The 19456-nt window shown below is 65.0% G+C and carries 17 protein-coding genes; 9 read left to right on the top strand and 8 right to left on the bottom strand.

Annotation, left to right across the window (positions count from 1 at the left end):
• Positions 1–92 precede the first annotated feature (92 nt).
• The 3 genes from EVC45_RS14090 (at position 93) to EVC45_RS14080 (ending at position 3828) form a co-directional block, all read left to right on the top strand.
• Positions 93–1508: a PLP-dependent aminotransferase family protein gene (locus EVC45_RS14090; RefSeq protein ID WP_129958582.1), complete on the top strand. Its 1416-nt coding sequence runs from the start codon at positions 93–95 to the stop codon at positions 1506–1508.
• 128 nt (positions 1509–1636) lie between these two features.
• Positions 1637–3427 carry a nitrite/sulfite reductase gene (locus EVC45_RS14085; RefSeq protein WP_129958581.1) on the top strand — a complete coding sequence of 597 codons (1791 nt, stop codon included), beginning with the start codon at positions 1637–1639 and terminating at the stop codon, positions 3425–3427.
• Positions 3424–3828, top strand: a complete 405-nt coding sequence (locus EVC45_RS14080; protein WP_129958580.1) for a DUF934 domain-containing protein — start codon at positions 3424–3426, stop codon at positions 3826–3828. The genes EVC45_RS14085 and EVC45_RS14080 overlap by 4 nt, the downstream gene beginning before the upstream one ends.
• A gap of 41 nt (positions 3829–3869) precedes the next feature.
• Here the strand turns inward: EVC45_RS14080 and EVC45_RS14075 are convergent, their stop codons facing one another.
• Entirely contained in the window at positions 3870–4766 is an 897-nt protein-coding gene (locus EVC45_RS14075) for a LysR substrate-binding domain-containing protein (RefSeq protein ID WP_129958579.1), read from the bottom strand.
• A gap of 140 nt (positions 4767–4906) precedes the next feature.
• On the opposite strand from EVC45_RS14075, the gene EVC45_RS14070 reads away from it, so the two are divergent.
• From EVC45_RS14070 to EVC45_RS14045, 6 genes are all read left to right on the top strand, one after another.
• Entirely contained in the window at positions 4907–5575 is a 669-nt protein-coding gene (locus EVC45_RS14070) for a haloacid dehalogenase type II (protein WP_129958578.1), read from the top strand.
• Entirely contained in the window at positions 5572–6846 is a 1275-nt protein-coding gene (locus EVC45_RS14065) for an FAD-binding oxidoreductase (protein ID WP_129958577.1), read from the top strand. The genes EVC45_RS14070 and EVC45_RS14065 overlap by 4 nt, the downstream gene beginning before the upstream one ends.
• A 52-nt stretch (positions 6847–6898) precedes the next feature.
• Complete coding sequence (locus tag EVC45_RS14060) at positions 6899–8230, top strand: FAD-binding oxidoreductase (protein WP_129958576.1); 1332 nt, start codon at positions 6899–6901, stop codon at positions 8228–8230.
• A gap of 70 nt (positions 8231–8300) precedes the next feature.
• A complete protein-coding gene (locus EVC45_RS14055; protein WP_129958575.1) occupies positions 8301–9692 on the top strand; it encodes an aminotransferase in 1392 nt (463 codons plus the stop codon).
• Positions 9693–9699: 7 nt separating this feature from the next.
• Entirely contained in the window at positions 9700–10542 is an 843-nt protein-coding gene (locus EVC45_RS14050) for an aldo/keto reductase (protein ID WP_129958574.1), read from the top strand.
• Positions 10527–11948 (top strand): MFS transporter, encoded by a 1422-nt coding sequence (locus EVC45_RS14045; RefSeq protein WP_129958573.1) that lies wholly within the window; start codon positions 10527–10529, stop codon positions 11946–11948. The genes EVC45_RS14050 and EVC45_RS14045 overlap by 16 nt, the downstream gene beginning before the upstream one ends.
• A 48-nt stretch (positions 11949–11996) precedes the next feature.
• On the opposite strand, the gene EVC45_RS14040 is transcribed toward EVC45_RS14045, so the two are convergent.
• From EVC45_RS14040 to EVC45_RS14010, 7 genes are all read right to left on the bottom strand, one after another.
• Entirely contained in the window at positions 11997–13325 is a 1329-nt protein-coding gene (locus EVC45_RS14040; protein WP_129958572.1) for an FAD-binding oxidoreductase, read from the bottom strand.
• A 54-nt stretch (positions 13326–13379) separates the two neighbouring features.
• Positions 13380–13724, bottom strand: coding sequence for a cupin domain-containing protein (locus EVC45_RS14035; protein ID WP_129958571.1), 345 nt, complete (start codon positions 13722–13724; stop codon positions 13380–13382).
• Positions 13721–14713: a M14 family metallopeptidase gene (locus EVC45_RS14030; protein WP_129958570.1), complete on the bottom strand. Its 993-nt coding sequence runs from the start codon at positions 14711–14713 to the stop codon at positions 13721–13723. Before EVC45_RS14030 ends, EVC45_RS14035 begins: the two co-directional genes overlap by 4 nt.
• A gap of 2 nt (positions 14714–14715) precedes the next feature.
• Complete coding sequence (locus tag EVC45_RS14025; protein ID WP_129958569.1) at positions 14716–16194, bottom strand: NAD-dependent succinate-semialdehyde dehydrogenase; 1479 nt, start codon at positions 16192–16194, stop codon at positions 14716–14718.
• A gap of 45 nt (positions 16195–16239) precedes the next feature.
• The gene (locus tag EVC45_RS14020; RefSeq protein WP_129958568.1) at positions 16240–17334 is read right to left on the bottom strand and encodes a tartrate dehydrogenase; all 1095 of its coding nucleotides are present in this window, start codon (positions 17332–17334) and stop codon (positions 16240–16242) included.
• Between the two features lie 94 nt (positions 17335–17428).
• Positions 17429–18352 (bottom strand): glyoxylate/hydroxypyruvate reductase A, encoded by a 924-nt coding sequence (locus EVC45_RS14015; protein ID WP_129958567.1) that lies wholly within the window; start codon positions 18350–18352, stop codon positions 17429–17431.
• 6 nt (positions 18353–18358) lie between these two features.
• A complete protein-coding gene (locus tag EVC45_RS14010) occupies positions 18359–19243 on the bottom strand; it encodes a GNAT family N-acetyltransferase (protein ID WP_129958566.1) in 885 nt (294 codons plus the stop codon).
• Positions 19244–19456: the final 213 nt, after the last annotated feature.

The following is a 19456-nucleotide window of genomic DNA, read 5'->3' as shown; positions in this document are numbered from 1 at the left end:
CAGATCGCATCCCACGTCCGACGAGGCACCCCCAAATCGAAGCGCACGGCGGCATCCTCCGACCGGCAACCTCCATCGAAAAGCGAAAGCGCATGACACGTTACGAAATCCTGGCGCAGAGCATGGCAACCGAGATCCGGTCTGGCAACCTGGCGCCCGGTTCGCGCATGCCGTCGCTGCGGCAAATCATCGCGCAGCACGACGTAAGCCAGTCCACGGCGACGCGCGCTTACTATCTGCTCGAACAGTGGGGTCTGGTGCGAGCCGAGGAACGTTCCGGCTACTACGTCGCCTCGCCGTCGAAGTCCAGCAGGGCGACGGCACCGGCTACGAGCGGCGAATCGGCGACAGTCGATATCAGCGACCTGGTCTTCTCGGTGCTCGAGGCCGCCAAGCGCCCCGGCATCGTGCCGCTCGGCTCCGCCTTCCCGTCGCCGTTGCTGTTTCCGCTTTCGCGTCTGGCGAAATCACTCGGTCAGGCCGCGCGCAGCGTAAGCCCATGGAGTACGGTCGTCGATCTGCCTCCGGGTAACGAAAACCTGCGGCGACAGATTGCGCTGCGCTATATGCGCGTCGGCATTTCGCAGCCGGCCGAGGACATCATCGTGACCAACGGCGCGCTGGAAGCGCTGAATCTATGTCTGATGGCAGTCACGCAGCCCGGCGACATAGTCGCCGTCGAGTCGCCGGGGTTTTACGGCGCGCTTCAGGCGATCGAGCGGCTCGGCCTGCGCGCGCTCGAAATTCCCGTCGACACGCAGACAGGGCTCGACCTCGACGCGCTCGCCGAAGCGCTCGACAAACACCCCATCCGCGCCTGCTGGTTCATGACGAATTTCCAGAATCCCACGGGCGTCACGTTGTCGGATGCCAAGAAACAGGCGCTCGTCGAACTACTCGCGCGGCACGAGGTTCCGCTCATCGAAGATGACGTGTACGGCGAACTGCATTACTCGAAAAACTACCCGCGGCCGGCCATCGCGTTCGACCGGCGCGGGCTGGTCATGCACTGCGGCTCGTTTTCGAAGAGCCTGGCGCCAGGCTATCGGGTCGGCTGGGCGAGCGCGGGGCGCTTTGCCGAGCGTGTGCAGCGCCTCAAACTGATGACGACCATCTCGGCGAGCATCCCCGCCCAGGCCGGCATTGCCGACTATCTCGAGCACGGCGGCTACGAGCGCCATCTGAAGACGATGCGCCTGGCCATGCAGAGTCAGCGCGACACGATGTTCGAAGCGATCCGCCGCTGGATGCCGGAAGGCACGCAGTACACGCGCCCTGAAGGGGGCTACTTTCTGTGGCTCACCTTTCCCGATCCCGTCGACGCGCTGGCGCTGCATCGTCTCGCGATCGGGCAAGGCGTCAGCGTGGCGCCCGGCCCGATCTTCTCTGCGTCGCACGCGTTCGAGAATTGCATCCGGCTGAATTACGGCCATCCATGGTCACCCCAGATCGACGAGGCGATCCGCACGCTCGCCGGGTTGCTGGTTCATCCTGACGTGCGCGCGTGATCCTGAGCGCGGTGCGCATCGCATCTGCTGCGCTCTTTTTTACGTCATCTGCTGCTTGAGGCCGGGGTTGCCGAACGATATGGTTTGACCTCCGTGTTCGCCGGCCCTCCGGCATTTCCGCAGTCACCATGTATCGTTACAACGAATTCGACAAGGCTTTCGTCGCGAGCCGCGCGGCCCAGTTTCGCGATCAGATCCAGCGTTGGCAGGATGGCACGCTCAGCGAGGACGCATTTCGCCCATTGCGGCTGCAAAACGGCTGGTATGTGCAGCGCCACGCGCCCATGCTGAGGGTCGCCGTTCCGTATGGCGAGCTATCGAGTGCGCAGCTTCGCGTGCTGGCGCGCGTCGCCCGCGAGTACGACGAGCCGGAAGCCGAGGTCTACCGCCACGCGCTGGAGGCTCAGCGCAAGCTCGGCACCGTGCGCCTGCCCACGCATCATGCGCACTTTACGACGCGCACCAACGTCCAGTTCAACTGGATACCGCTGTCGAGAGCCGCCGACGTGATGGACCTCCTCGCCACGGTCGACATGCACGGCATCCAGACGAGCGGCAACTGTATCCGCAACATTTCATGCGACGAGCGCGCCGGCGTGGCACCAGACGAAATCGCGGACCCGCGGCCTTTCGCTGAAATCATGCGCCAGTGGACGACACTGCATCCCGAGTTCGCGTTCCTGCCGCGCAAGTTCAAGATCGCGATCAGCGGCGCCGCTGAAGATCGTGCCGCGACGGATTGGCACGACGTCGGGCTGCGCCTCGTCCACGACGAAAGCGGTGGACTGGGCTTTCGGGTCGTAGTGGGCGGCGGCATGGGGCGCACGCCCCTCATTGGCGTGGTGCTGCGCGAGTTCCTGCCGTGGCGGCACATCATGAACTACATCGAGGCCGTCGTGCGGGTGTACAACCAGTTCGGCCGCCGTGACAACAAGTACAAGGCACGCATCAAGATACTCGCGAAGGCCGAAGGTCAGCGCTTCATCGATGAGGTCGAAGAGGAGTTCCGGCAGATCGTCGAATGCGATGGCGGTCCCCACACGATTCCGCTGGCCGAGTTCGAGCGCATGGCCGCGTATTTCGTCGTGCCGCCGCAAGTGGACCCGAACCGTCCCGCCGACCCGGCTGCCAGCGCGGCGCGCGAGGCAGCCGCCCGGAGCACACCGCGCTTCCAGCGCTGGCTGGAGCGTAACGTTGCGCCGCATAAGCATCCGTCGATGCGGATCGTCACGCTGTCCTTCAAGCGCCCGTTGCAGGCGCCCGGCGATGCATCGGCGGACCAGCTCGAACGGGTGGCGGATCTCGTGGATCGCTTCTCGGCGGGCGAAGCGCGTGTCACGCACACGCAGAACATCGTGCTGCCGTGGGTTCATGCCGACGACCTGCTGGCGCTCTGGCAAGCCGCTGTCGCCGAGCAGCTCGCAAGCGCCAACGTCCATCTGCTTACCGACATGATCTCGTGTCCCGGCGGAGACTTTTGCGCACTCGCGAACGCTCGCTCGCTGCCCATTGCGCAGGGCATCATGGAGCGCTACCAGGACCTCGACGAATTGAACGATATCGGCGAGATCGATTTGCACATCAGCGGCTGCATCAACTCGTGCGGTCATCACCACAGTGGGCATATCGGCATACTCGGCGTCGACAAGGACGGTTCGGAGTGGTACCAGATCACGCTCGGCGGTGCGGACGGTTCTGCCCGTAGTGGCGACGCACGCGCCGGTAAAGTGATCGGCCCATCGTTCGCGGCGCATGAGGTGACTGACGCGGTCGATGCGGTGCTCGGCTGCTACCTGTCCCTGCGCGAGCATCGCGGTGAACGACGCGAAACGTTTGTCGAAACCGTGCGCCGTATCGGCCTCGAACCCTTCAAGGCGGCGGCCGATGCGGTTCGCGCCACGGCGGAGGATCTCGCATGAGTGCCATCGTACGGATTCGCGTGCTCGAGCCACACGAGCACGCCACCGATGCGGCGAGTCCCGTACTCGCTCTGCCCAATGATGCCGATCCACTCGCTTATGCCGACGAAATTGCGGGTGCCGCACGCGTCGAACTGCATTTTCCGTCGTTCACCGACGGACGCGCATACAGCCAGGCGTATCTCGTGCGACGCCGGCTCCGCTTCAACGGGGATTTGCGGGCGACGGGCGAGATACTCGTCGACCAACTGCTACAGATGGAGCGGATGGGTTTTTCGAGTGCGGTACTGATGGGAGCCGTCGATACTGACGGAGTACGCCGGCAACTCGAACGATTTGCGGCTTTCTATCAGGCCGACGTCGTACGTGGAGCGCCCTTCGGCGGCGACCCGGACCACTGAGCAGGAGACCGGGCCCACCGGTCTTCCTGCACCGCCTCGACCTACCCGCTGCTGTCGCGAAACGCATCGGCGAACGATTTCGCCAGCATGTTCATCGGCATGTTCTGCGGAAACACGACGTACGTGACGAACTCGATGCGCTTCGAAAACGGCAGGATCGCGAGCTGCCCGGCGTACTCGCGCGCAACCAGCTGATTCATCACACTGACGCCCAGGCCGCGCGCGACCATCCGGCAGATCGCCGCGGCGAAGTGCGTTTCATACGCGAGGATGCGTTTTTCTTCGCCTTTGATCAGGCAGGCGTTGTCGATTCGCTTGCGCATCACGTCGCTCGATCTCAGCGACAGGAAACGCTCGCCGATCAGATCCTCTGGCGTGATGGCGTCGTCGCGCTTCGCGAGCCGGTGATCGAGCGGCGTGATGCACACGCCGTGACTCTTGCGCGCGACCTCGGAGGCGACGCTCGTCGCGTTGAAGATCTCCGATGCGATGCCCACGTCCGCATAGCCGGTTGCGAGCCACTGGCACACCGTCAGCGAGTCGGCCACCTGCAGCGTCACGTCGACGTCCGGATATTTCTGCGCGAATGCATGGATCGCATCCGGCACCGCCACCATCGCCATCGACGGCACCGCGGCGACCCGCAGGCTCCCGCTGCCGCGCTTGCGGATCGATTCGGCTTTCTCTTCGAGTCCTCGCAGACTGGCGAACGTGTGCTCGACGTCGCGGAAAAACACCTGACCCTCCAGCGTCGGCATCAGCTTGCCGATCTGCCGTTCGAACAGCTTGATGCCAATGCGCCGCTCAAGCTGGCCAATCACGCGACTGATGTTCGATTGCGACGTATGCAGATCCTTGGCCGCCTGCGTCATCGAGCCTGACAGCATCACGGCGCGGAACGCTTGCACTTCGCGGAAATTCAGCATCGGCGAGGGCATATCAAAATGGTATGGCCCACGATTATATGCGTATTTGTCAAAGCGAAATGTCGTTCATACACTCGCTTAAACCGTGATCGAACGCGTCGCCGCGTGCGATTTCCAGTGTCGGGCTAAGCGCCCATTTCCGGGGACGAACCATGTCGTTGTTCCAGCCCAAATTCATCACGTTCGACTGCTACGGCACGCTGATCTATTTCGAAATGGCCAACGCCGCCAGTGCGCTTTACGAGGACCGTGTACCGGCCGAGCGCATGCGCGCGTTCACCGATGCGTTCGCCGCGTACCGGCTGGACGAGGTGCTGGGTGCATGGAAGCCATACGCGCAGGTGGTCGACAATGCGATCCGCCGTACCTGCAAGCATCTCGGCGTCGCGTATCGGGAAGGCGACGGCAAGGCGATCTACGATCAGGTGCCGGGCTGGGGTCCGCACCCGGACGTGAGCGCCGGTCTCGCGAAGGTGGCCAAGGAGTTTCCGCTGGTCGCGCTGACCAACGCGGCCAACGAGCAGATCCCGCACAACATCGCGCGTCTCGGCGTGCCGTTCCATGCGGTCTACACCGCCGAGCAGGCGCAGGCCTACAAACCGCAGATGAAAGCGTTCGAATACATGCTCGATCAGCTGAACTGCGGTCCGCAAGACATCCTGCACGTGTCGTCGAGCTTCCGCTACGACCTGATGACGGCTCACGATCTCGGCATCACGCACAAGGTGCACGTCGCGCGCGGTCATGAACCGCCGAATCCGTACTACGGCTATACGGAAATCAAGGACATCGGCGGCCTCGCGGCGGTCGTGGGGCTATGAAACTCGAATCTTTCTGGCTGGCGACGGCGCCCGAATTCAGCGCCGGTGCAACCGGCACGCTGCCGGCGCGCGCGGATGTCGTGGTGATCGGCGGGGGCTTCACGGGGCTGTCGGCGGCGCTGTCGCTCGCGAGGAAAGGCGTCGACGTCGTGCTGCTGGAAGCGTCGCGCATTCACGGCGAAGCGTCCGGGCGCAATGGCGGACATTGCAGCCCCGGCACCGCGCAAAGTCTGCCGGATCTGATCGGCCGGTACGGCGAGCAGGTCGCGAAGCAGCACTATCAGGTCTACACCGACGCCGTCGATTACGTCGAGCGGCTGATCGAGCAGGAGAACATCGACTGCAGCTTCGTGCGGCACGGCAAGCTCAAGCTCGCCAGCAAGCCGACGCACATGGCCGGCATCACGCGCAATTACGAAGCGCTGCGCAAGCATTTGAACGCCGATGTCGAACTGCTGTCGGCGAGCGATGTGCGCCGCGAGATTGCGTCGGACGCGTTTCACGGCGGCATGCTGGACCGGCGCGGCGCCCAGATGCACATGGGCCGCTTCGGCACCGGGCTCGCGACGGCCGCCGCGCGTCACGGCGCGCGCATCGTCGAGCACGCGGCGGTCACGAAGCTGACGAATCTCGGCGGCGACCGGCATCGCGTCAGCACGGCGAAAGGCGACATCGAAGCGGGGCGCGTTCTGCTCGCGACCGGCTGCTCGAATCACGGACCGTTCGGTTGGTGGCAGCGACGCATCGTGCCGGTGGGCAGCTTCGTGATCGTCACCGAGCCGATTCCGCAACTGCTCGATCGCGTGCTGCCGAATCGACGCAACTACGTGACGAGCCTGAATTTCGGCAATTACTTCAGGACCACCGACGATGACCGGCTCGTGTGGGGCGGCCGCGCACAGTTCGCGCGCAGCAATCCGGCAGCGGATCGCAAGAGCGGGCGCATTCTGAAAGACTCGCTGGACCAGTTGCTGCCCGGCCTGCGCGACGTGCGGATCGATTACTGCTGGGGCGGCCTTGTCGAGGCGACGGCCGATCGTCTGCCGTCGGCCGGCAAGCACGATGGGCTGTACTACTCGGTCGCGTATAGCGGTCACGGCACACAGATGTCGACGTACATGGGTGACGTGATGGCCGACATCGTCACGGGCGCGAGTCGCGGCAATCCGTGGGCACGCGCCGAGTGGAAGGCGCTGCCTGGCTACGCGGGGCGCGAGTGGTTCCTGCCGCTGGTCGGCGCGTATTTCAGGTTCAAGGACGCGGTTTCCTGAACGTCGCCACGGTTCCCAACGCACGCTTTGATCCCTAAGGCCAGGCTCACAAGTGAAACAACCGTTATTGAAAATCGACACCGACAAGACGTTGCCGACGCATGTCGACGTCGCGGTGATCGGCGGCGGCGCGGCGGGCGTGGCGACGGCCTACGAACTGAACCGGCTCGGCAAGCGCGTCGCGGTGTTCGAAAAAGGCCGTATCGCCGCCGAGCAGAGCAGCCGCAACTGGGGCTGGTGCCGAACGCTCGGCCGTGACCTTCGCGAGCTCGGCATGGCGAAGCTGAGCGTGCAGCGCTGGACGGATCTTGCCGGCGAAATCGGCGCGGACGTCGGCTTTCGCAAGACCGGTATCACCTTCGTCACGCGCAGCGAACAGGAACTCGCGGGCTGGCAGGCGTGGTTCGATTTCGCGCGCCGCAGCGGCGTCGCCGCGCAGATGCTGTCGCGCGACGAAGCCAACAAGGTGTACGCCGATGGCGGCTCGCCGTGGATCGGCGGGGTGCGCACCTTCGACGACGGCTATGCGGACCCGTCGTGTGCGATTCCGCTGCTCGCGCAGCGTGCCGCCGCGCAAGGCGTGGCGATCCTGCAGGACTGCGCGGTCAACGATCTGATCTTCGAGGCCGGCCGCATCGCCGGCATCGAGACGGAGCGCGGACGCGTGCGTGCCGATGCGGTGGTGATCGCCGCGGGCGCATGGTCGTCGCTGTTCTGCCTGAAGCAGAAGATCGTGTTGCCGACGCTGAACGTTTATTCGTCGGCGTCGAAATCGGGTGGCGATATCCGTCTCGCGTTCAGCGGGCCGCTGAAGACGCCGGAGTTTGCGCTGCGCGAGCGCGCCGATGGCGGCTACACGCTCGCGAAGAGCGGCCGTGGCACGGTGCACGTGGTGCCCAACAGCCTGCGCTATGGGATGCGTTTCAAAGGGCTTTATGCGAGCCGGCGCAACAGCATCAAGGTGCAATTCGGCGGCGAGTTCTTCCGGCAGTTGTGGAACGAGTTCAGCTATCTGCATCTCGGCCGCTCGCCGTTCGTGCGCAATCGCGTGCTGGACCCGGCGCCGGATCTATCACTGGTGCGCTCGGCTTACGATGAAGCGGGCAAGGTGTTTCCGCAATTCGATCCGTCGAAAGTTGACATCGCGTGGGGCGGCGCGATCGACAATACGCCCGATGGAATTCCGGTCGTTTCCGAATGCATTCAGCATCCCGGCATCTACCTTTGCACCGGCTTCAGCGGACACGGCTTCAGCAGTTCGCTCGGCGCGGGCCGCATGCTCGCCGAGTCAATCGTGACGGGCACGCTTTCGGACGAGTTGAAACACTTGTCGCATCAGCGCTTCATGACGGGTGAAACGCTGGCCCCGAACATCATCTATTGATGAACGATGTTCGCGGTCGACAAAATCGTACGCGACGTAGACAATGCGATTGAACAGAACAGGATTGAAAATGACTTCGCTGGAACAGTCGGATCGTCGTCACTTCTTTCATCCGGGTACGCATGCGTACGACCATGCAACAGGCGCGTTGAAAGGCCTGATCATCAGCGAAGGCCGCGGCATTCACCTGACCGACGTCGACGGACGTGAATACATCGACGGCTTTTCCGGTCTGTATTGCGTCAATGTCGGTTACGGGCGCGAGGAGATCGCCGAGCGGATGGCCGAACAGTGCCGCCGCCTGTCGTACTACCACACCTACGTCGGCACCAGCAACGAGCCGGTGATCGAGTTGTCGCAACGGTTGATCGAGCAGTGGGCGCCGCCCGGCATGGCGAAGGTGTTCTACGGCATGTCCGGCTCCGACGCGAACGAAACGCAGATCAAGCTGGTCTGGTATTACAACAACATTCTTGGCCGCAAGAACCGCAAGAAGATCATCGCGCGCGATCGCGCGTATCACGGCTCGGGCATCGTCACGGGTGCGCTGACCGGTCTGCCTGTCTACCACGCGAACTTCGATTGCCCGTTCGATCGCGTGCTGCGCACGCTGTGCCCTGACTATTACCGCGATGCCGAACGCGGCATCAGCGAGTCCGACTTCACCGCGCATTGCGTCGCCGAACTGGAGGCACTCATCGAGCGCGAAGGCCCGGGCACCATCGCCGCGTTCATCGCCGAGCCGATGCAGGGCACCGGCGGGATCGTGCCGCCGCCCGCCGGCTATTGGCCCGCGGTGCAAGCGGTGCTGCGCCGCCACGACATCCTGCTGATCGCCGACGAGGTCGTCTGCGGCTTTGGCCGCCTCGGCGCGCGGACCGGCTGCGAGCGCTTCGGCATCGAGCCCGATCTGGTTACGTTCGCAAAGGGGCTGACGAGCGCCTACGCGCCGCTGTCGGCCGTCGCCGTCAGCGAAGGCTTCTGGGACGTGCTGATGAGCGGTTCGCGCGAGCACGGGATGATGGGCCACGGCTGGACCTATTCGGGCCATCCGCTCGGCGCGGTGGCCGCACTGGCGAACCTCGACATCATGGAGCGCGAGCGGCTGGTCGAGAACGCGGACCATGTCGGCGGCTATCTGCTCGAGCGGCTGCGTGCGAGCTTCGGCGCTCATCCGGCGGTGGGCGACATCCGTGGCATCGGCATGCTGATGGCGATCCAGTTGATGCAGGATCCGGCGACGCGCACGCCGTTCCCCGCGCAGCGCCGCATCAATGCGAGCGTGGTGGACGCGGCGCGGGAGCAGGGCCTGCTGGTGCGCGCGCTCGGCACCGACATCGTCGGCTTCGCGCCGCCGCTGATTACTACTCGCCAGGACGCGGACGAGATCGTCACGCGCATCGCCGCGGCATTCGAAGACGTGCTGCCAGGAACACCCGGTCTGCGGATCGGGACTCGCTGAGGACAGCATGATCGATACACCAACGGTGTCGCCGAAAACCCGGAAACTACATCTGCCCGCGATCGGGCTGGGGACATGGCAATCGCAATACGACGATGGCGTGCGCGCGGTACGCACGGCAATCGAAAAGGGCTACCGGCACATCGACACGGCGGCGCGCTATCAGAACGAAGCAGCGGTGGGCGAAGGCATCCGCCAGAGCGGCATCGCGCGCGAAGCGTTGTTCGTGACCACCAAAGTCTGGTGGACCGAACTGCATGCGCCCGCGTTTCAACGCTCGGTCGAGCGCAGTCTGTCCGAGCTGAAGCTCGACTATGTCGATCTGCTCCTGATCCATTGGCCGAATCCCGATATTCCGCTGGAGGAGACCCTCGGTGCGATGGCGCAGGCGCACCGGCAAGGCCTCGCGCGCAATGTCGGCGTATCCAACTTTCCGGTCGCGTGGCTCGAGCGGGCGGTCGCGCTGTCGCCGGTCCCGCTGTCGGTGAATCAGTGCGAATACCATCCGTATCTGAATCAGAACAAGGTGCTGGCAGCCTGCGCAAAACACGGCCTGAGCTTCGTTGCGCACACACCGCTCGGCAGCGGACGGCTGCTCGACGATCCAGTGATCGCGCAGATCGCCGCGCGACACGGCAAAACGCCGTCGCAGATCCTGTTGCGCTGGCTGGTTCAACAGCCTGGTGTTGCCGCGGTGCCGAAGTCCGCCAATCCGCAACGGATCGGCGAGAACATCGACGTATTCGATTTCTTGCTGGACGAAGAAGATCTGCGCCGCATCGCCGGGCTCGCGAGACCCGACGGTCGCAAAAGCAGCGTTGCATGGGCGCCCGAATGGGATACCCCTTGAAGCTAACGGCGGGTCTGATCGGTCCGCTGATCGTCGCGTGCTCGCTGTTCATGGAGAGCGCCGACGCGAACATTCTCGTCACCGCGTTGCCCTCGATGGCGCGCGACTTCGGCGCCGACGCCGTTACGCTGAAGATCGCGATTACCAGCTATGTGGTGAGCCTCGGGGTCTTCATCCCGGTGTGCGGCTGGCTTGCGGATCGCTTCGGCTCACGGTCGGTGTTTCTGACGGCGATCGGGATTTTCGTCGCCGGCTCGCTGATGTGCGCGGCGTCGCCGTCGTTGCACGTCTTCATGCTTGCGCGCTTCGTGCAAGGCGTCGGTGGCGCGATGATGGTGCCGGTTGGACGGATCATCATTTTCCGCTCGGTGCCGAAGACCGAATTCGTGCGGGCGATGAACTACCTCACTTTCCCCGCACTGTTCGCGCCCGTCTCGGCGCCGTTGATCGGCGGGTTCATCACGACGTATCTGCACTGGCGGCTGATTTTCTTCATCAACGTGCCGATCGGCATTGCATGCATCTATCTGACGAAGCGCCACATCGCCAATACGCACGAGCCACATCCCGGACCGCTCGACTGGACCGGCTTCATCCTGACCGCGCTCGGCGGTTCGCTCGGGCTGCTGGGACTTTCGCTGATCGGCAGCGACCTCATCCCGAACAGCCGCGCATTCGAAATGTGCGTTGTGGGCGCGTTGCTGCTTGCGCTGTATGTGGTGTACGCGCGGCGTGCCGCGCGCCCGGTCCTCGATCTGAAGTTTCTTCAGATTCCCACCTTTCGCGCGAGCGTGTTAGGCGGCTCGATGTTCCGGATCGGCTTCGGCGCGATACCGTTCCTGCTGCCGCTGGCTCTGCAGGAAGGGCTCGGCATGAACGCCTTCGCATCGGGCCTGATTACCTGCGCTTCCGCGTTCGGCAGCATGTTCATGCGCGTGTTCAGTTCCTTCACGCTGCACAGGTTCGGCTTTCGCACGGTGCTCATCTATAACGCGGCGTTCTCGGGCGTGATGTTCTTCGCGTTCAGTACTTTCGTGCCGGGCGTGCCGGTGTGGTACATCTGGGTCGTCGTGCTGCTCGGCGGCTTCTTTCCCGGCTTGCAGTTCACGAGCCTGAACCTCGTCGTCTATGCGGACATCGAGAACGGCGCCATCGGACGCGCTACCAGTCTTTCCGCGGTCGTTCAGCAAATGTCACTTGGCCTGGGTGTGGTCGTTGGCGGCTATGCGCTGCAAATCACACGGTTGCTGAGCGGCCATCCGCATGTGATGTCGTCGGACTTCTGGCCAGCATTCCTGATCGCCGGTCTTTGCTCGATCGGCTCGATTCCGATCACGCGGCGTCTTCCGCATGACGCCGGAGATGAGATTGCGCGGCCTACGCTGACAACGGCCGCACCTCACTGAAGAAATCGATGAACTCGAACCGATGACCCGGCGCGCAGCGCGGGGTCATCACATCATTTCCGGACTTGCGAGCTGGGTTCCATCGGAGAAGCGCGTCAACCGGTATGGCCGGAGATCGATCCCGGTCGCGTCATTCGTCACGATGCGGCTGACCAGCATGCCGGCCCCCGGTCCCAGCCCGAAGCCATGACCGCTGAACCCGGACGCGATCACGAGGCCGGGCGTGCTGTCCACGCGTGACATCACCGGCACCAGGTCGGGCGTCGTGTCGATCGCGCCGGCCCACGCATGGGCGACACGCAATCCCGACAGTTCGGGAAACACGGTCGCAACGTTTTCCAGAGCACGGGTTGGCCACTCGGCATCGGGCACAGGATTCAGAACCCGCGTCACCTCGAACGGAGAGATCTCGTCGTTGCGCCAGTTCGCACTGCCTTCGGCGCCGCCGAAGAACGGTTGCGCCACACGGAACTTGAGCTTCTTGTTGAGTTTGCTGCGGAACATCTTGCGAAACTTGACCGCGTGCCGCAGGTTCTGCGGCGCGATTTCCATGCGTCCGTAGCCGGGCACCGCGATCGTGTAGCCGCCGTCCAGGCGCCGCCTCATCGCGAAGTTCGGGCCGGAGAAGCAGCCGTCAATGACGGCCGGCGCTTCGGCCGTGCGCAGCGCGGTGCCGATCACGTTGACCGCCGGCAGATCGATGCCATGACGCCGGCAGAACAGGGCACTCCACGCGCCGCCTGCGAGCACGACGTTGCTCGCGCTGATCAGGCCGCGCTCGGTCCAGACACCGGAGACCCGCCCCGCGCTGATATCGAGCCCGCGAACCGCGCAGTTCTGATGCACGCGCGCGCCAAGACGCTGCGCGCCTCTGGCAATGGCGGGCGCGGCTTTCGACGGCTCCGCGCGTCCATCGGAATGCGACCACACGCCGCCCGCCCACTTCGCGTGACCATTGGGAACGCGCGCCGCCAGTTCGCGAGCCGACAGCAACTGACTGTCGAAGCCGAGCGCACGCGCCTTGCCGAGCCATGTTTCCCATTGCGCGACGTCCGCGGGCTGCTCGCTTCCGTACAGAATGCCGGCTCGCCGGAAGCCGATGTCTTCGCCGAGTTCATCGCTCAACTCGGCCCAGCGCGCGAGGCTCTGCATCGCGAGCGGCAACTCGTACAGGTCGCGATTCTGCTGACGCACCCAACCCCAGTTGCGTCCCGATTGTTCCGCGCCAATGATGCCTTTCTCGAGCAGCACGACCGAGACGCCGCGCCGCGCCAACTCGTAAGCGGTGCTGACGCCGATGATGCCGCCGCCGATCACTGCGACGTCGCAGCGAGTGGGGAAGCCGTCGCTATTCGGAACTTCGTCGATTCTTAGCATGTTCGAGCAACCATGATTGACATGACCAGCGAATACCAGGTGCGGGTGGCGCCGTCAGAAGATCACGTAGATCTTGCGCAGCGTTTCGTCGATGTTCCAAAGCCCCTCGGTGTTGGCTTCGAAAAACAGCGTGTCGCCGGCGGCGAAGCGGATCGTGTCTTCTCCGTCTGGCGTGAAGGTGCCGCTGCCCTTGATGAAATGCATGACCTCGGCCTGCTTGACCGAACGTCTGTAACTGCCGGGCGAGCATTCGAACACCCCGGTATCGACCGCATCGTGACCTGGAATCACGTACTGGCGTCCCGATACGCGCGACGGCTCGGTGCCGGGCAGGCCGGCGGTTCCCCAATCCTCGAGGGCGGTGACTTCCGCCGCTTGTCTGATCTGCTGAACTTTCATGTGGCTTGTTCCTGTTGGCGTGAACGCAGGTCGATACGTCGTTCGATCCGGCCCAGCCGGACCACGGTGACACCGGCGCGCAACTGGCGCAGCGACGGCATCACCAGCATGCAGTCATCGTAGGGCGTCGAGACCGGCTGGCCGTCGGACCACGCGATCACGGTGCCGGCCTGCTCGAAAGTTTCGAGCCCGGTGTAGGGACCCGCGAAGCGAAAATCCATACTCTTTGCGACGACCGGTTCGGTCACGCGCACGATGCGCATTTCGTCGGGCAGCGGCTTGATCCAGCCGGTCGGCAGATCCGCTGCGTCGACGATGCCCGACAGCAACAGAAAACGCGCGGTGCAGTCGCGCGCGACCGTCACCGCGCTGGCTTCCCAATGCTGGCCGCATTCGATCAACAACGCATTCTTCGCACTCGCGGCGTCGCCGAAGCCCTCGTAGTCGCGCATCCGCCGGCCTTCGGGATGGCCTTCGTCCTGGATCACGGTGGCGGGCGCGCCGAGCCGCTCGGCCAATTCGGCGCCTTTGCGCAGCGGGCCCGCAACGATCAGCGGCGCGCTCTTTTCATGCATCGAATGCAGGTCGAGCAGCAGGTCCACCGTGTCGATCACCGGCCGCATCGCGCGCGCACGATCGAGTTCGGACGAGCGCGTGGCGACGTCGTCGAGCTTCGCGGCGGTCCAGACGCGGTTGAAATCCTGATCGACGAAACGCGCCTTGTCGGGCGTGACCGGATCGAAGCGCGCGTAGGCGGCGACGTTCGCGAACGACAGCGTGAGCTTGCCGCGGCGCGGCCGCAGGCCGCCGCGCAACAACGCGTCGACGGTGATCGCGCCGCACACTTCGTTGCCGTGCGTCAGCGCATTGATCATCACGTGCGGGCCGGGTTGGCCGGAGTCGAACGTGTGCACGTAGGCAATACCGGTATTGCCGTCGGCGTGCGCCGACAGGTCCGGAAATTCGACTTCGATCGGATAGGCTTGCATGTTTACTCCAGTCCTCCCTGACACAGATACTTGATCGACAGATAGTCATCCAGCCCGTACTTCGATCCCTCGCGACCGTAGCCGGATTCCTTCACGCCGCCGAACGGCGCGGCCTCCGAAGCGAGCGCGCCTTCGTTGATGCCGACGATGCCCGCTTCCAGCGCGCGCGATACGCGCTCGATGCGGCGCAGGTTCTGGCTATAGAAATACGATGCGAGCCCGAACGGTGTGTCGTTGGCGGCCTGAACCGCTTCCTGCTCGCTGTCGAACGGGAACAGCGGCACGACCGGGCCGAAGGTTTCCTCGCCGCACAGCGCCATCGACGCCGTCGCGTTGCCCAGCACCGTAGGCGCGTAGTAGTGCGGTCCCAGTTCGGTGAGCCGCCGCCCGCCCGTCAGCACGACCGCGCCGTTCTCGAGCGCGTCGTCGACATGACGCGCGATCTTGTCCACCGCCCGTTCGTTGATCATCGGCCCGATCTGCGAAGCGGGATCGCTCGCGGGCCCGACCCGCAGCTCGGCCACTTTCGCGCACAGCCGCGCGGCGAAATGCTCGTAGACGCCGCGCTGCACGTAGACGCGATTCGGGCACACGCAGGTCTGCCCGCCGTTGCGAAATTTCGCGGCGAGCAGGCCATTGACCGCGGCGTCGAGGTCGGCGTCGTCGAACACGATGAAGGGCGCATTGCCGCCGAGTTCCAGCGACAGCTTCTTCAGCGTGCCCGCCGATTCGCGCGCGAGGTGCTTGCCGACCGGCGTCGAGCCGGTGAACGTGATCTTGCGCACGCGGCCGTCGGCGAGCCATTCGCCGACCGTCTCCGCCGCCGCGGCGCGCGACGCCGAGATCAGGTTGAGCACGCCGGGCGGCACGCCCGCGTCGTGCGCGAGCAGCGCGAGCGCGATGGCGGTGAGCGGCGTATCTTCCGCCGGTTTCGCGACTACCGTGCAGCCTGCCGCGAGCGCCGGCGCGATCTTGCGCGCGATCATCGCGAGCGGAAAATTCCACGGCGTGATGGCGGCGACGACCCCGATCGGTTCCTTGATCGCGCTCATCCGTTTGCCGCGATGCTGCTGCGGAATCAGATCGCCGTAGATGCGGGTGGCTTCGTCGGCAAACCACGCGACGTACGACGCGCCATAGTTGACCTCGCCGCGCCCTTCGGCGAGCGGCTTGCCTTGTTCGAGCGAAATCAATGCGCCGAGCGCATCGCGATTCGCGATGATCAGCGCATGCCAGCGGTGCAGCACGGCCGCGCGTTCGCTCGCGAGCCTCGCACGCCACGCGGGCAGCGCCTTGGCGGCGGCGTCGGTGGCGGCGCGCGCGTCGCTGGGACCGCTGTCGGCCACCTCCGCGATCAGCTTGCCGGTGGCCGGATCGGTGACCGCGAAGCGCCGGCCGCTCGCCGCCGCGACCCACTCGCCGTTGATGAAGTTGTCCGCGCGGATCAGCGCGCGGGCCTGCTGTTCGAGATTCGTGCTCATATGAGGTCTCCAGTGCGGTTGGCGAGCGAGGGCAGGGATCGGTGCCTATCGACGACCCTCGCCGGCGACTTGCGCCGCGATCGCCGCGCCGACTTCCGCGGTCGATGCGCGGCCGCGCAGGTCGCCCGTGTGCGGGCCATCCTTCAGGACCTGCGTGATCGCCGCGACGATCGCGTCGTGCGCATCGCGCTCGACACCCGTGCCGTTGCCGAGGAAGTCGAGCATCATCGCGGCCGACCAGATCATCGCGACCGGATTGGCGATGCCCTTGCCGGCGATGTCGGGCGCCGAGCCGTGGACCGGCTCGAACAGCGACGGAAAGCGCCGGTCGGGATTCAGGTTGGCCGACGGCGCGATGCCGATCGTGCCCGTGCACGCCGGACCGAGGTCGGAGAGGATGTCGCCGAACAGGTTCGACGCGACCACCACGTCGAAGCGATCGGGGTTCAGCACGAAGCGCGCGCACAGAATGTCGATGTGCTGACGGTCCATCTTCACGTCCGGGTAGCGCGCGGCCATTTCATCGGCGCGCTTGTCCCACCACGGCATGCTGATCGCGATACCGTTGCTCTTGGTCGCAACCGTGATCTTCTTCGCGCGGCGCTGCGCGAGGTCGAACGCGAACTTCATCACGCGCTCGGTGCCGTGGCGGGTGAAGATCGACTGCTGCATCACGACTTCGCGCTCGGTTCCCTCGAACATCGTGCCGCCCACCGACGAATACTCGCCTTCGGTGTTTTCGCGCACGATCATGAAGTCGATATCGCCGGGTTTGCGGTTGGCGAGCGGGCTGGGCACGCCTTCGAACAGGCGCGCGGGGCGCAGATTCACGTATTGGTCGAATTCGCGGCGGAACTTCAGCAGCGACCCCCACAGCGAAATATGGTCGGGCACCTTGTCGGGCCAGCCGACCGCGCCGAACAGAATCGCATCGCAGTCCTGTAGCTGCTCCTTCCAGTCGTCGGGCATCATCTGGCCGTGTTGCGCGTAGTAGTCGCACGACGCCCATTCGATATGGCGGTAGTCGATGCCGATGTCGAAGCGCCGGCAGGCGGCGTCCAGCACGCGCAGGCCTTCGGGCATCACTTCGGTGCCGATGCCGTCGCCGGGAATGACGGCAATGCGGTAGGTGCGGGTCATACGTATCTCTCCTTGCGTTGATCGCGCGCGGTTTGCCGACACCGCGTGGATCGCCAATTGGGGTTGTGTTCCGGGGTCGGGGCGCGCATCGGTATCAGTAGGCGCGGGTCCGATCGATCAGGCCGTTCATGCGCTCGCCGGCGCGATGCAGGCGCAGGTTTTCCAGCACCGCGTCGACGGCCGATTCGGGCCGCGTCGCGCTCGCGATATGCGGCGTGAGACGCACGCGCGGCTGCGCCCACAGCGGGTGGTCGGCGGGCAGCGGCTCGGGGTCGGTGACGTCGAGCACCGCGCTATGAATCTGGCCGCTTTGCAGCGCATCGAGCAGATCGCCGCTGACGAGTTGCGCTCCGCGCCCGACGTGCACCAGCGACGCGCCTCGTGGCAGCGTGTCGAATAGCCGGCGGCACAGCAGCCCACGCGTCGCGTCCGTCAGCGGCAGCAGGCAGATCAGCACGTCGGTGCGGGCCAGCATCGCATCGAGGCCGGCCTCGCCCGCATAGCAGTCGACACCTTCGATGTCGTGCTGCGAGCGGCTCCAGCCCGCGCAGTCAAAGCCGAACAGTCGCAACCGCTGCAGCACCGCGGTGCCGAGCATGCCGAGGCCGAGCACGCCGATGCGGCGCGACGCGGCGGGGCGTAACGGCAGCGGCTGCCATGCGCGCGCCTGCTGTTGCAACGCGTAATCGAACAGATCGCGGTGAATCGCCAGCACCGCTTCGGTCACGTACTCGACCATGCCTTCGACGATGCCCGGCTCCAGCATGCGCACCACCGGCAGATGCGCCGGAATCTGCGACAGGTCCAGCTGATCGACGCCTGCGCCGACGGAGAACACGACTTCGAGATTCGGCAGCGTGAGCGTGAGGTCGCCCGGTTGCCACGCGACGAGGTAGCGCACGTCCGCGCTATCGCCGAGATCCGGCCAGACCCGGAACGGGATCTCGGGCGCAAGCTGCGCGAAGCGCTCGGCCCACAGCGCGCCACGCACCGGATCGGCCTTGTAGAGGACGGTCATCGCCGTTTATGCCATCGCCTGATTGATGATGCCGTACGCGCGCCAGGTCGCGTCGGGGGCCGCCTCGCGCGCGTCGGCCGAAGCGTTGCGGACCATCTTCTCGACCGAATCGACGCGCGTCATGCCGAGGCCGGTCAACCAGTCGTGGATGCCGGCATCGCCCGGCACGTCGATCCGCACGAAATCGCCGGCGTGCTGCGCGAGCCAGTACGAGATCAGTGCGCGGGCGCGCAGATCGTCGGACGAGCGTTGCGCGACGACCGGTCCGATCGAGTAGCCGCGTCCGAACGGACGGAACAGCGAGACACCGAGCACTTCGCCGTCGCGCTCGAGCACCACGGCTTGCGAGAATTCGAGCAGCGACGGGATCGTCGCGCTGCGCTCGAGGCCGCTCGCACGCGACGCGAGTTCGATCAGCCGGGGCGTGTCCGCCGGCGTCGCCGCGCGCAGATGTTCGCCGGGTGGCGGCGCGATGGCGCTCACGCTGCCGAGCGTTCCTTGATGCTGCGTAAGTCCGCCGCAGGCGACGAAGCCCAGCTTTTCGTAAAGCGGCTTGCCGGCGACCGTTGCATGCAGGAAGGTCACGCGGTTGCCGAGTTCTTCGAGCACCAGTTCCATTAGCTTGCGGCCAATGCCGCGTCCCTGTTCGTCCGGCGACACGATCACGAGGCCCAGCGTGCCGCGGTCCGTGCCGAATTTCCAGCACAGCGCGGTGCCGATTACGGCACCGTCGTCTTCAGCGACGAAGCCGCATCCGGCGTCGTACATGAAGCGCCAGTCCTCGGCGCGGTGCGGCCAGCGCACCGCAACGGAGAGCCCGTGCGCGGCGGCGATGTCAGCGGATGTGAAACGGCGGTAGCGGGGGGACTTCTTCACGATTGGTTCGGACACTGCAAACTCCTGCTGGCGGCGTGATCAGCCTAGACTTTCGCATTGCCAGCGCCCGCTTCATAGGACGATCTTTTTGTTATTCGGGCCGATACGTCCTTGGGCTTGCTTCACTGCGGTCAGCCACCCGCAGTTCAACCGCGCAGGTATTTTTGTCGTTCACTCCGATGGTGCTATATTCAATATAATGATGGAAATTGCACGACCGTTCGGTGT

The organism is Paraburkholderia sp. UYCP14C (assembly GCF_004197395.1).
GTDB lineage: Bacteria > Pseudomonadota > Gammaproteobacteria > Burkholderiales > Burkholderiaceae > Paraburkholderia.
The sequence above is the reverse complement of the archived record's forward strand: the minus strand, read 5'-3'. Positions and strand labels throughout refer to the sequence as shown.

Coding starts and splice junctions, on each gene's coding strand:
- EVC45_RS14090 (WP_129958582.1), top strand. CDS start 93: ATGACACGTTACGAAATCCTGGCGCAGAGCATGGCAACCGAGATCCGG.
- EVC45_RS14085 (WP_129958581.1), top strand. CDS start 1,637: ATGTATCGTTACAACGAATTCGACAAGGCTTTCGTCGCGAGCCGCGCG.
- EVC45_RS14080 (WP_129958580.1), top strand. CDS start 3,424: ATGAGTGCCATCGTACGGATTCGCGTGCTCGAGCCACACGAGCACGCC.
- EVC45_RS14075 (WP_129958579.1), bottom strand. CDS start 4,766: ATGCCCTCGCCGATGCTGAATTTCCGCGAAGTGCAAGCGTTCCGCGCC.
- EVC45_RS14070 (WP_129958578.1), top strand. CDS start 4,907: ATGTCGTTGTTCCAGCCCAAATTCATCACGTTCGACTGCTACGGCACG.
- EVC45_RS14065 (WP_129958577.1), top strand. CDS start 5,572: ATGAAACTCGAATCTTTCTGGCTGGCGACGGCGCCCGAATTCAGCGCC.
- EVC45_RS14055 (WP_129958575.1), top strand. CDS start 8,301: ATGACTTCGCTGGAACAGTCGGATCGTCGTCACTTCTTTCATCCGGGT.
- EVC45_RS14050 (WP_129958574.1), top strand. CDS start 9,700: ATGATCGATACACCAACGGTGTCGCCGAAAACCCGGAAACTACATCTG.
- EVC45_RS14045 (WP_129958573.1), top strand. CDS start 10,527: ATGGGATACCCCTTGAAGCTAACGGCGGGTCTGATCGGTCCGCTGATC.
- EVC45_RS14040 (WP_129958572.1), bottom strand. CDS start 13,325: ATGCTAAGAATCGACGAAGTTCCGAATAGCGACGGCTTCCCCACTCGC.
- EVC45_RS14035 (WP_129958571.1), bottom strand. CDS start 13,724: ATGAAAGTTCAGCAGATCAGACAAGCGGCGGAAGTCACCGCCCTCGAG.
- EVC45_RS14030 (WP_129958570.1), bottom strand. CDS start 14,713: ATGCAAGCCTATCCGATCGAAGTCGAATTTCCGGACCTGTCGGCGCAC.
- EVC45_RS14025 (WP_129958569.1), bottom strand. CDS start 16,194: ATGAGCACGAATCTCGAACAGCAGGCCCGCGCGCTGATCCGCGCGGAC.
- EVC45_RS14020 (WP_129958568.1), bottom strand. CDS start 17,334: ATGACCCGCACCTACCGCATTGCCGTCATTCCCGGCGACGGCATCGGC.
- EVC45_RS14015 (WP_129958567.1), bottom strand. CDS start 18,352: ATGACCGTCCTCTACAAGGCCGATCCGGTGCGTGGCGCGCTGTGGGCC.